The organism is Paenibacillus sp. NPDC057886 (genome assembly GCF_042796655.1).
In the GTDB taxonomy this organism is placed as follows: Bacteria; Bacillota; Bacilli; order Paenibacillales; family Paenibacillaceae; genus Paenibacillus.
This window is the reverse complement of the sequence record NZ_JBHVMZ010000001.1, coordinates 1,620,278-1,633,093: the sequence shown is the minus strand read 5'-3', so window position 1 is coordinate 1,633,093 and position 12,816 is coordinate 1,620,278. Positions and strand designations below refer to the sequence as shown.

Below are 12,816 nucleotides of genomic sequence, written 5' to 3'. Positions count from 1 at the left end.
TACATTAGAAGGGGATGAGTTGTCATCTGAGCAATTGATAAGCCCATGTATTAACTCAGGCAGAGGTGCTATTAATCTCTCTGCCTGAAAGGCCTCGAATCATGTCTAGGGATAAGAATATGGCCCAATGAAAGTCGCTTTTTTAGCGGCTTTTTATTTTTATTTGCACAAGTTCTTGTCCTGAGCAAAGAACAAGAGCGTTTATATTGAGCTATTCGCTGGTTTAGAAAAGGAATACTAGAAGATGACCCACTCTCGTTGTCGGCAGGTTATAGAGGAACAGCAACTGCAGGAGAATGAGATGGCCTTGATCGACTTTCCAATCAGCGCTGCAAAGTGATTAGGTAGTCTTCAGCCCATTTGACGATGAAGATATTAGTGGAATTGTAAATGTGCTTAGCCCTTATACCCGAGAAGTGAAGCTGCTTCAGGATAATGACTACAAATAGATCAAGGTTGAAGAGATAATTAAAGCATCTTTGTAGTTCCCTAGGAGGTTAGTTATTAAGCTAATAATATTCCCATGGAACAAGAACTTGTACCGATTGCCGGAATGGACAAGAACATAGTCCGATTACTGATTAGATGGTTATCTAAATACTGAGCAATGTATTTAAAACCTCAATAAGCAGCCTATTGCGGGACAGTTTTCACATTTCTTATGGATCAAACGACTCGAATTTTGTACGAAATTTCTCAACAAGCTACTTCTCAAGTTTGCCAAGTTAGTTGATTGTGTGGGTAGAAAAAAGAAAGCAAGCTGGCGGCATTTCTTGCACTTCTTGCTATTTGTGTCCTTCAATATATTAGGAATTGCATCTATTCTTGTCTTGAGCTAATGCTTACGTTCCCTATCCCTCTTTCATACTTGGCCTTCCCAAGCTACAAACTGTTTCACATGTTCAAATCGCCATTTATATCATACGTAGCGCCAACTTTTAAATGAGCAATCAGTAGCACAACCCCAAGCAGCAAACACTTGCCGTGCGGATTCATCCTCCGGTACAAAGAATTCGATTCGCGGGTAAGCTTGATAGGTCACAGCAAGGTGTAGTTGGTTATACCGTATAGGTTTACGTTCTGCTGAGCATGGCTGCCTTGCGAGGAAGTGTTTCGCCGTATTTAAATCCTGCTCAACTGTCCATGCCTCTCTATTCCAAAACTCGCGCAGCTCTGCGTATTTCTCCATCATCCTATGAAAACGCGCATATTCAGGGTCAACAAATAGTGCTGGATGGTTGCTCTTAAAGGCTTGAATGCCAACAATTCCATGGGATTCCCAGCGGGCCTGCGACTTCTTGTCAAAGGAAGAAGCCGTTCGGATAGGCATATCCTCATTGAAGTGAAGATCAATCATATTAGGCGGATTGGAGGCAAAATTGAAATCGGACAGACCAAACAAGTTACAGAAAGCCTCATTAAATCCGACGATATCCAGCACATCAGTCACGATCATCCCCGGATAAGGCAACTGATGCAGCATGGATCTGGCTTGGTCCAGAACCCGGTCCAATTGTCGGCCAGATAAGGGAAGGGGAATTGGCACATAACCTGCGGATAGAAGCAGATCATTCCGTTCTTCGCCTGTGCAATCCAAATAATTCGCGATGTCCATAAGGGTTTGACGATCAGGCAAGCGCCGTGAACGTCCTGTCAGCAAGTTTTTGTATGTACCGCAAGCCTCATCATTCAATTCCTGTTGGGTAAATCGCTTCATGTTCTGGATCCGGGAGGCAATCTTACCCGGGTTCTGTTGCCGCTGTATCCGAAGCCTTTCAATCATGTCTAGTACACGTTTTAATTCAGCAGCACTACTATCTTGATTCGATGTCGTCACGGTGTTCTCCCCTTTCAAAAAAACAGGTGTAGTTCTGCACTTGGGAAATGAAATTGCTGCGGATATACTACAAAGTATACCAACTCACCATGCGTTGAAAAAAGGGGGAATTATCATGATACGTGCGATTTTTGTCAACCCGCGCAACAAAAATCCATTCACTATTCAGGAAGTCGAAACACCGCAAGCTCAACCTTGGGAGACCATCGTGGAAGTTAAAGCTTTCTCGCTTAATCGCGGCGAAGTCGTCGATGCAATCCAGCGCCAGGAAACGAGCAGGCCCGGCTGGGATTTCTCAGGTGTTGTACGCCAGGAGGCCTTAAACGGGGTCGGACCGAAGAAAGGAAGCCGTGTAGTCGGTTTATTGCTAACGGGAGCCTGGGCGGAGCAAATCGCGGTACCTGCCCTGACTCTCGCTGAAATTCCAGACGAGATCACCTTCGAACAAGCTGCTGTCTTACCAGTTGCTGGCCTCTCGGCTCTATACGCCTTGCGTAAAGGAGGACTCTTGCTAGGCAAGCGAGTGTTAATTACAGGTTCAACCGGAGGGGTCGGTGCATTCGCTCATCAATTGGGTGCCTTATCTGGAGCTTATACAATCGGCGTTGCACGTTCCGAGTCCAAGGCCGAGCAAGCTATGGCTTTTGGCGCAGATGAAGTCCTTGTTGGGGAAGACGTGACGAAAGCCATCGCCACGAATGGCCCGTATGATTTTATCATCGATTCCGTTGGTGGAGGTACACTTGCGGCTCTTTTCCCACAGTTGATCCCACAAGGCGTCTGCGTATCCCTGGGTCATTCTTCTTCAGATACCTCTTCTTTGCACATGCTCGGTTTAGGCGGAAGGACGTTGTATAGCTTTTTTCTCGGTGAAGAAATAAACCGCCATGCGCCTTCGCAAGATCTTGCCATGCTCACTCGGTTGGTTGGAGCAGGGAAATTGCAGACGGGTATCGCGGTGCAAGAATCCTGGGAGCAGATTGATTCCGTGGCACGTCAATTAATCAATCGCGGTTTTACAGGCAAAGCTGTGCTTACGATCTAAATATGAACCTTGTGGTAAACCTCTACTCCAAGAAGAACTGGTACGTATCTTTGAATAGTTCATTAAGAAAGTAGTGCAAATACAGCAAGTTGATTTTAAAACATACGGCATTATTTAAGCGGCAGAATTTCGGATACTGAAGAAAGGCCTTCCATGAACTTGTGGATTTATAAAGTGGTTTTGCAAGATGGCCGGGATCGAAGTCATTCGACCACGGCCTTTTTTTGTGCTGAACCTTTCTTAAGTAACCGCAAACATATTGTACATTTTCATTCTTCGGCAATGAAGCTTATTCGCTGTCGAGGGACAAGAACATGTTCCCATTGAAATCGCTATTTTAGCGGCTTTTTATTTTTTATCGGTACAAGTTCTTGTCCCGATTGCCGGAATGGACAAGAACATAGTCCGAATGAAACGGGCTCATCGACCAATCGGCTATAGGAGCGTCAATACGTTCGAACCCTGCGACCTACACAGGAATAATGGATGATTTTCGCAAAGCCTTCGCGACTGCGAATAAGGTGAATCAAAGCTTGTTTAGCTTCAATTCCAAAGGAGCTTGCGAAAACTGTCAAGGATTGGGTGTTGTTTATGTGGACCTATCCTACTTCGATAGTGTGAAGCTCCCCTGCGATGTTTGCGAAGGCAGACGCTTTAAGGAAAAAGTGTGAGCATACAAGTTGAACGAAAAATCCAAGTTGGAAGTATTGGATATGACAGTAGAGAAGGCTCTTCATTTTTTTTAACTGAATGAGGTTGTACGCAAGCTCCAGGCAATTAATGATGTGGGCTGAATTATATTAAGCTCGGTCAACCGCTTAGCACGCTTTCGGGCGGAGAATGTCAGCGTATCAAGCTGGCGAGTGAACTGCACAAGAAGGGAAGCGTCTATGTGATGGATGAGCCGACGACTGGTTTGCATATGTCTGATATCGGTCAACTTCTGGGGATTATGAATCGCCTAGTGGATGCTGGCAATACGGTGATAGTTATCGAAGATAATATTGAAGTGATAAGTCAGGCAGATTGGCTTATCGATATGGGAACGGAAGAGGGCAGCAAAGGAGGTCAGATCGTATTCGAAGGTACACCTTCGCAAATCATCCGTATGGGGCAATCAATCACAGGTAATTATTTGAAGGAATCCTTGAATTATTCATAGGTAAAATGAGCTCCCAAACACTTCAGGCTGTCTCGTCATCGTTGGCGGCTGCTCACAAATGAATTCCTTTTTATGCACGGTCCAACACCTAGTGTAGTCAAACCCGCTAGGTACCAACTTGGTTGGCGGTATGCGTTACCATCTCATTCTTGCGGGATGTAGTGGAGCATTAACATATTTTTTGCTTTCACCACAATCATCGACTAACACTAGAATTATTTCTGACATAGTAAGTAAAAAAATATAATTTTGATCTTGAGATTACTCTGAATGACGTCTAATAGTTATTCAATAATCGAATACGGGCAATCCTTAAAACCTGAACTCTTTAGACTTCACAAATGGTTTGCCGACCACTTGGAGCGCATAAGTCAATATAGCTCAGAAAATGATGAGAAATATCGAAGTAATGGTTAGTCGCAGAAAAAGATCGTCCAAGAGGATTACTCTTCAGACGATCTTTTTCTTTCATTATTTACTATCAATCGATAAGTTTTAGACTGAAAAAGGGAGAACTTGTGAGAAAGTTTTGGTCTTTGCATGGTCTTTTCCGTACTATCCAGCCAATGATTATAAGTATGCAATAAAATTATCGCCATTTACGACATATCTTGTCATAAATTACGTCTATACTTAGATTATCAATCAACGAAAGGAGAATCCATTCATGTAGCCTTTTAATAAAAAAGCGGGCTAGATAACAAGCGGTACACGTGGAACAGGCAAAGGAAAAGAAGTCGAATTAGATTAGACTCACAATTTGAAAAGGAGACATTCCAACCTATGGATACAAACATTGCAAGTCCCTCTACAGAATCTGTACAGAAAGCAGGTATAAGGGAGTGGGTTGGACTGGCAGTATTAGCATTGCCTACATTACTGCTGTCCCTGGACATGAGTGTGCTTTACTTGGCGACTCCGCATTTAAGCAAAGATTTGGCGCCAAGCAGTGTCCAGCTTTTATAGATTATGGATATTTACAGCTTCATGATTGCCGGGTTTCTCGTCACTATGGGCACACTGGGAGATCAAATCGGGAGACGCAAACTTCTCATGATCGGCGGAGCGGCGTTCGGGATCACTTCTGTAATGGCTGCCGTATCAACCAGTGCCGAGATGCTGATCGCAGCAAGGGCTCTTCTTGGTATTTCTGGCGCTACTCTCATGCCCTCTACCTTGGCTTTGATCAGTAATATGTTTAAAGACCCCAAGCAGAAAGGGGTAGCACTGGGTGTTTGGATGAGTTGCTTCTCTGGGGGAGCGGCGATAGGCCCGCTCATTGGTGGTGTTCTCCTTGAGTTTTTTCACTGGGGTACTGTCTTCCTGATTGGTGTGCCGATCATGGTCCTGCTTCTATTAACTGCGCCAAGGCTGCTTCCTGAATACAAAGCCCCTGGAGCCGGACGAATAGATCTATGGAGCGTGAGCCTATCCCTGATTACTATTCTTCCGGTCGTGTATGCTCTCAAGGAGGCAGCAAAAGACGGACTGACAATTACATCCACAGCTGCTCTGGTTGGAGGGATCGTTTTCGGGATCGTGTTTGTAAAACGCCAACGACAGTTAGTGACACCGCTTATCGATTTTCAGCTTTTCACAAATCGTAATCTCAGTGTGTCGTTAGGAATCATGCTGCTAAGTACAGCCGCCATGAGCGGAATCGGCTTAATTGTGAGTCAGTATCTTCAACTTGTGGCTGGGCTGTCCCCACTTCAAGCAGGACTATGGTCAGTGCCTGCAATGGTGGCGGTAACAATCAGTTCGATAGCAGCGCCAATTCTTAGCAGGCGTATCAGTCCAAGCTATCTCATGAGTGCAGGATTAGCATGCGCTGCCCTTGGCTGCTTACTGCTGGCTAGGGTTGCTGATACAGCTGATTTCTCTCTATTGATATCCGGTCATATTCTCATGGTGTTTGGGATAGGACCGATCGGCGTGCTTGTAACCGAACTGGTTGTCGGTTCAGCCTCTAGGGAAAGAGCAGGGTCGGCGTCAGCTCTCTCGGAGATGAGCGGAGAACTCGGTGTAGCACTCGGAGTTGCGATACTCGGCAGCATCGGAACCGCCGTTTACCAAGAGATGATGAGAGATTCCGCGCCTGCGGGTCTGCCGGTCGAGGTAACTGATGCTATTCTTGACTCTATAACCGGGGTAACGACAATAGCGAAACAACTGCCAAACGAACTTGCAGGCGTACTTCAAATATCCGCAGGAGAAGCCTTTACGTCTGCTTTAAATATCGTTGCTATCATCACTGCAAGTTCATTTCTTCTGCTTTCCGTTCTTACACTTACCAAAATTAAATCAGTAAATGATACACAATAAAGGAGGTAACAACATGACAAAGGTACTATTCGTTAAATCTAATGATCGCCTGTCTGATGTAGAAATCAGCAACAAATGTATAATCAGTTTCTTATCAGCTATCAAGCGGCGGACCCTAACGATACCATCACGGAGTTATACCTATTTAAGGAAATATACCTTACTATGGACATGATGTAATTACAGGTATTTACAAAGAAGCTAACGGTATAGATGTAACAGACAAGGAGAAAGCAGGCGAGGATACAACCAATTAGTATATGAATGGTTAACCGCTCGCGGTGGCGATTATTCATCTGAAGAGATGCAATCGAGCGAGATGGCCCTGAAATATATGAAAGCGAACTTTCAACTTTGGGGAATCCATGATCCTCAGGTTGTCGTCATCAAAGGTCACGCGCAATATTTTGACCGTGCAGAAGAGATTATTGATAACGGTTTGAAGAAAACAGTCAAGACTGCAGCATTATTCTAGATGGACTAAAGAGTTAAACTATTATGTTAAACAGGTATGTTTTAAATATGACATAAGATGACATGATGAAGTTCTATAATGATATTAGATCAACGAGAGGAGCAATAAATCATGAGCCGAAAAATCATTTTAGATTTGGCAGTTACTTTGGATGGTTTCATTGAAGGAAAAAATGGTGAAGTCGATTGGTGCATTATGGATGCTGAACTGGAGTTTAATCAATTTTTAAATCAAGTGGATACCATATTGTATGGAAGAAAAAGCTATGATCAATGGGGGCTATACACTCCGAATGATGAAGATTCGGATGCTGACAAAGAATTTTGGGCATTGATTCATAGTAAAGAGAAATATGTGTTTTCCAGGTCGCAGCAGGGAACGGATCATAAAGCAGTATTTATAAACAATCATATCCTTGAAGAAGTAAACAAAATAAAGCAGAGACCTGGCAAAGACATCTGGCTATATGGTGGAGCAAGCCTGATTACAACGTTTATTCAATTAGGACTTGTGGATGAATTTAGATTATCCGTTCACCCTATAGTTCTCGGAGAAGGAAAACCACTGTTTACAGATATCAAACAACGGTTGAACTTACAGTTGGCTCATACAAGAGCGTTCTCCTCTGGCCTTGTACAGCTCACTTATCGTTGGGACGGTGGGGTCAATGGACGCCAATAATATCATCATTAAAGGTGCACGCGAGAATAATCTGAAAAATGTAAATGTCCGCATCCCGAAGCGAAAGATCACGATCTTCACTGGCGTCTCGGGTTCGGGCAAATCTTCCCTGGTCTTCGACACCATCAGTGTCGAAGCTCAGCGGCAGCTGAACGAGACGTTCTCCGCATTCATCCGCAATCGGCTGCCCCGGTTTAGTCAGCCAGACGCCGATCTCATTGAGAACTTGTCTACGGCAGTTGTCATCGATCAGAAAAGGCTCGGCGGCAATTCCCGTTCGACGGTGGGCACGATCACGGATATCTATGCAATGCTCCGGCTGCTTTTCTCCCGAATCGGCAAACCGTTCGCCGGTAATTCGAATGTCTTCTCCTTTAACGACCCGGCAGGTATGTGCCCGAATTGCTCCGGAGTCGGACAGGTGGTGCAGTTCGATGTGGAGAAGCTGCTTGACAGGTCCAAGTCACTAAATGAAGGAGCGATTCTGTTCCCTTCCTTTAAAGTGGGAGGGTGGTTATGGAATACATATGCCCTTTCCGGACTGTTCGACAACGACAAGCGGCTCGCTGACTACACAGAGGAAGAGTGGGATACCCTCCTGCACGGCAAAGAAAGCAAGATCGTATACAATACCAAAGGCGGCGCCATCGAATCGGATTACGAAGGTCTGCTTCCCAAATTCACACGCCTGTATCTGAAGCGGGACAGCAGCGAGATGTCCGAAGCTAAACGCGAATCGATTGACCGGTTCTTGTCCTACAGCGAATGCAGCTTGTGTAAGGGAAGCCGGCTTAATCAAGAGGCCTTAGGCTGCCGGATTAACGGATACAACATCGCGCAATGTGCGGCAATGGAGATTGGCGAGCTTGTTCGTATGATCGAAGCCATTCAGGATGCCGTCGCCGGACCTATGATTGACGGGATTCTAATCCGGCTGAGCCATCTGGTCTCAATTGGACTGGAGTATCTGAGTCTGGATCGACAGACATCAACATTGTCGGGTGGGGAATCGCAGCGCATCAAGATGGTTCGTCATCTGAACAGCAGTCTTACCGATATGATCTACATTTTCGACGAGCCGAGCGTCGGGCTGCATCCGCGGGATGTCCATCGTCTGAACGGCATACTGCGCCAGCTCCGGGATAAAGGGAATACCGTACTTGTCGTCGAACATGACCGCGAAGTGATGGAGATCGCCGATTACATCATTGATGTAGGACCTCATGCAGGTACACGCGGCGGTGAAATCGTCTACGAAGGCGACTTTGCGGGCTTGCTCCGCGCGGATACCTTAACAGGGCGTTACTTGAAGCAAAGTCTGCCTTTGAAAACTTCATCGCGTGTGCCCAAGGGTCGGATGACTGTGGCCGGGACCAGTCTGCACAATCTGAAGAATGTAACCGTCGATATCCCCGTCGGTGTACTGACTGTAGTAACAGGAGTTGCCGGTTCAGGCAAAAGCACCTTGATTAACGGAGCCTTCCTGCCCTCACACCCGGAAGCGATTGTCATTGATCAATCGGCTGTAGGCACATCCATCCGCTCCACTCCGGCTACCTACACGGGGATGATGGATGAGATTCGCCGGCTGTTCGCAGCCGCCAACAAGGTGAGTGCATCTCTGTTCAGCTTTAACTCCAAGGGGGCCTGTGCCAACTGTCAGGGTCTCGGCATGATCTATACAGATTTGGCGTTCCTCGAACCGATCAGAACGACTTGTGAAGTATGCGCGGGCAGGCGGTTCAGCGATGAAGTGTTAGCGTACAAGCTGAACGGAAAATCCATCAGCGACGTCCTCGCTATGACGGTACGGGAAGCTTCGGATTTCTTCAGCAAGAAGGAGCTGCTTAGTCAATTGCGAACGCTGGAGGATGTGGGACTCGGATACGTAACACTGGGCCAGCCTCTAAGCACCTTATCGGGCGGGGAATGCCAACGCATCAAACTGGCTGAAGAACTACATAAGGAGGGCAGTCTCTATGTCATGGACGAGCCGACAACCGGGCTGCATATGTCCGATATCTCTCGTCTGATGGACATTATGAACCGCTTGGTCGATGGAGGCAACACGGTGGTGGTCATCGAACACAATCTGGATGTGATCAAGAGTGCTGACTGGATCATTGACGTGGGTCCAGAGGGCGGGCACCGTGGTGGACAAATTGTATTCGAAGGTACGCCAGCCCAACTTGCAGCTGCAAAGCATTCGATTACGGGGATGTTTCTGCGAGAGGCAGAAGGCAAACATTAAGGATTTTCCTGAGGTTTCAGCGAAGAGGAATTTTCATGAGCAGTGTGGTACCCGCATTACAATACGAAGACATGTCTCAAGAAGCCAAGGATTTTGTAGATGAACGAATCAAAAATGGTAATCGAGTAACGAATATGGTTAAAACATTGTTGTATTCCATGCCGTCTTTTGATGCGATGGAATTCTATCCGGTGCGTAATGAGCTGCAAAAAATCATTGGCAGCCGCGCTATTTATTTTTACTGTTATGCGATCTCGACTGAAAATGAGTGTCTGGTCTGCTCCACCTATCATGCCAAGCTTCTCCGCGATCTGAACATCAGCTTTAATGAGTTCGAATTCACTAAAATCGAAAAAGTATTGATTAATTATGGTCGTGGATTGGTTAACAATCCAAACACCATTGATGAGTCTATCTACGATAAATTAAGAAGCGAATTCACCTCAGAAGAGATTGTGCTAATCACCACGGTCGGATGCAAAATGATTGCATCAAACATTTTCAATGAAGCGATGAAGGTTGATTTGGACGAATATCTGTTTGAAGTCGAGTTTGACAAAAATATATTACCTGCCAAGTCTTAATGGTTTTGCATTGAGATGTGGAGATTTAAAGAAAACATGATCGCCCTGTGGCGGTCATGTTTTTTTGTTGATTTAACACCAGTTGTTATTTGAATAGCCGTGCCTAAACGAAGATCTGTCCGAAGAATCGATCAGGGGAATCGAGGGGTTTTCGCATTTGGAGATCCTGTTTTACTTCCAGAAAATATCCGACGATAAAATTCAATATGAAGCCAGGCATCCAAGGAACAACAAGGAGTGGCCGGAAGTCGGAATTTTCGCTCAACGCGGGAAAAATCGGCCGAAAAAATTGGGCAGCACGATTGTCGAACTCGTCGAACGGAAACAGAACGAACTGATCGTAAAAGGGTTGGATGCGATTCAGGGTACGCGTCCCCTACCTGATGTACCGCGATACGCTGCTCCTGCAAAGGTATTAATACTATCAAAAACCATAATTGGGGAATTGATACTGACAATTTCTTTAACAATTTCGATTTCAAAGAAAAAGCGCTATCAATATTTAGGGATTTAGCTATTGACCCTTTAAAACTGAAAAGTTGGGCAAGAAGATCTTGGAAATCCATATGACTTTGAATATTTGCTGCAAACTCCTAAGAGCGAACGCTTGGTAGAGCTGGCTTGGCACGAAGCTAAGAACACCGATGGCCTGGTGCCAATTCGCGGGTAGCTCTGACCGGTTACCAAGAATCTAGGCTCCTAAGAATACCCAAGACCTTTTTCGAATTTGTCTCTAGGGCGACATCAAGTGCCTAAACATAAGTCCCAGCTTTAAGAGCAGCAGATGATCGGTATTCTTCAAATCCAGATTCAGCAGCCCCGAAATTTTCTCCAGCCTGTACAGCACGGTGTTGCGATGGATGTATAGCTCACGTGCCGTTTCATTCACTTGGCCGTTGTTGGCGAAATAGGCTTCAAGTGTGTGCATCATCTCGCTGGTGTATTCCTCTTCCTTGTCCAGCAGTGGACGGAATAAATAAGTGCAATACCTGATCATAACCTCCTGCGGAATATGCTTGAAGAGATAAATAAACTCCAGGTCAGCAAACATGACAACCGGTTCGCTTAAACCAAGCTCCGTACTGATTCTCTCAGCCTCCCCGCACTCCCGGAAGCCGTCGATGAACTCCTCCATGCCCGTTCTCCCTTTACTGATAAAACATGTTTTTGTTCCGTGGTCCCATGAATGCATCAAATCCGCATACAAACGTACCGAATCCTCATACTTCCTTCGATCCTTGGCCTCTTCTTCTAGAAGGGGGAAGAGTGAATATATGCGGTTCATCACATAAAAATGATGGGATTCCAAGGAGGACGTTTTGGGATGGTCCTGAAGCCTATTCTGAATCTCCCTCAGTTTGCGCCTCTGACTTTCATGGTCCCAAGCATCCGCTCTTGTGGAAGATACCATGCATACGTAGGGCGTGCTCCAGAATGTGCTTCCCAATGCTTCGGCAAATTCGAGCACCGTTTTCAGAGAGGCGTTCCCCTTTAAGTAACGTTCCATGGCCGTGCCAAGACGACTGCCTGCCGCAGTAGCCTCCTGATTCTGGATGACCTCCAGATGATAGGAAAGAATAACGGAAGCTTGGTGAAAAATGCCCTCCATTTCATGTGCTTCCAGCAGATTTTCAGTTTGTATCAGCAAGTAACCGTATGACTTTCCGTTTTTCAGCAGGGGGACCCGATACAACAGGTTGCTCGCCGACTTGTAAAACCGGTTGTCCTGATTCCAGGGCCAATCCCTCAACAGCTCCATATCGGAACAACGGGTCATGTTATACAAGGTCTGTCCTTCAGAGGTAACGATGGCTAAAGGAACCCCTAAAATGCATGTGATACTTTGAAAATAATTGGTGTACTCATCCGCCTGCATCGCAAAATCAACCAGCTTCTTCTGTGTTTCAAGCAATTCATTCAGCCGGCGGGTATCGCGTTGGAACTCGGATTGGTAGAGAGCGGTGATCTGCTCGGAGAAGGTGAATTGAAAGGGAAGCTCAATTAGGGGCAAGCCCAGCCGATCAGCTTCCAGCAGAGCTATCTCAGGTATTTCTGCCCAGTATCGACCAAGCTTGATGCCAAGCCCGGAGGCTCCACGTTCATTCAGCTTTTGAAGCAAATTAACAAATTCCTCGGGTGAATCCCTAATCGCATAAGCTGTAGTCAACAAGAGCTCCCCTTCTTTCATCCAGTTGATCACATCCGGCGCATCCATCAAATTGATGGAGCTGATCGTTCGAGAAATTCCTTTTTTACCGGCGGCCAACTTGCCTTCCGATAACGGGTACACAGCCAACGCATCTTCTATAGTTAAATGCATGTCAATCATTCCTCCTAAACGATACATATCTGAATCAGGTACCGGACACCACGTAACTTTTTAAGCAATTATATAGGGTCTTGGCGAATTCCTGCAATCCCTTTTGTTATATGTATGTAATGTAAGTTAACCCAAA

At 45.8% G+C, this 12,816-nt stretch carries 9 protein-coding genes and 2 pseudogenes; 9 read left to right on the top strand and 2 right to left on the bottom strand.

Annotation, left to right across the window (positions count from 1 at the left end):
- Positions 1-919: 919 nt before the first annotated feature.
- Complete coding sequence (locus ACFVQB_RS07205; RefSeq protein WP_379436138.1) at positions 920-1,837, bottom strand: MmyB family transcriptional regulator; 918 nt, start codon at positions 1,835-1,837, stop codon at positions 920-922.
- Positions 1,838-1,952: 115 nt separating this feature from the next.
- On the opposite strand from ACFVQB_RS07205, the gene ACFVQB_RS07200 reads away from it, so the two are divergent.
- The 9 genes and pseudogenes from ACFVQB_RS07200 to ACFVQB_RS07160 form a co-directional block, all read left to right on the top strand.
- Positions 1,953-2,882 (top strand): zinc-binding dehydrogenase, encoded by a 930-nt coding sequence (locus tag ACFVQB_RS07200; RefSeq protein WP_379436135.1) that lies wholly within the window; start codon positions 1,953-1,955, stop codon positions 2,880-2,882.
- 419 nt (positions 2,883-3,301) lie between these two features.
- Positions 3,302-4,044: pseudogene (locus tag ACFVQB_RS07195) on the top strand (ATP-binding cassette domain-containing protein); the annotation flags it as partial.
- Positions 4,045-4,827: 783 nt separating this feature from the next.
- A complete protein-coding gene (locus ACFVQB_RS07190; protein WP_379436133.1) occupies positions 4,828-5,010 on the top strand; it encodes a hypothetical protein in 183 nt (60 codons plus the stop codon).
- Positions 5,011-5,031: 21 nt separating this feature from the next.
- Positions 5,032-6,369, top strand: a complete 1,338-nt coding sequence (locus ACFVQB_RS07185) for an MFS transporter (RefSeq protein ID WP_379436130.1) — start codon at positions 5,032-5,034, stop codon at positions 6,367-6,369.
- A 334-nt stretch (positions 6,370-6,703) separates the two neighbouring features.
- Complete coding sequence (locus ACFVQB_RS07180; RefSeq protein WP_379436127.1) at positions 6,704-6,844, top strand: NADPH-dependent FMN reductase family protein; 141 nt, start codon at positions 6,704-6,706, stop codon at positions 6,842-6,844.
- 111 nt (positions 6,845-6,955) lie between these two features.
- Positions 6,956-7,525, top strand: a complete 570-nt coding sequence (locus ACFVQB_RS07175) for a dihydrofolate reductase family protein (RefSeq protein ID WP_379436124.1) — start codon at positions 6,956-6,958, stop codon at positions 7,523-7,525.
- The gene (locus ACFVQB_RS07170) at positions 7,512-9,776 is read left to right on the top strand and encodes an ATP-binding cassette domain-containing protein (RefSeq protein WP_379436121.1); all 2,265 of its coding nucleotides are present in this window, start codon (positions 7,512-7,514) and stop codon (positions 9,774-9,776) included. The genes ACFVQB_RS07175 and ACFVQB_RS07170 overlap by 14 nt, the downstream gene beginning before the upstream one ends.
- 35 nt (positions 9,777-9,811) lie before the next feature.
- Positions 9,812-10,360: a carboxymuconolactone decarboxylase family protein gene (locus ACFVQB_RS07165; protein WP_379436118.1), complete on the top strand. Its 549-nt coding sequence runs from the start codon at positions 9,812-9,814 to the stop codon at positions 10,358-10,360.
- Between the two features lie 103 nt (positions 10,361-10,463).
- Positions 10,464-10,748: pseudogene (locus tag ACFVQB_RS07160) on the top strand (TrmO family methyltransferase domain-containing protein); the annotation flags it as partial.
- A 345-nt stretch (positions 10,749-11,093) separates the two neighbouring features.
- Here ACFVQB_RS07160 and ACFVQB_RS07155 read toward each other — a convergent pair.
- Complete coding sequence (locus ACFVQB_RS07155) at positions 11,094-12,680, bottom strand: PucR family transcriptional regulator (protein ID WP_379436115.1); 1,587 nt, start codon at positions 12,678-12,680, stop codon at positions 11,094-11,096.
- Positions 12,681-12,816: the final 136 nt, after the last annotated feature.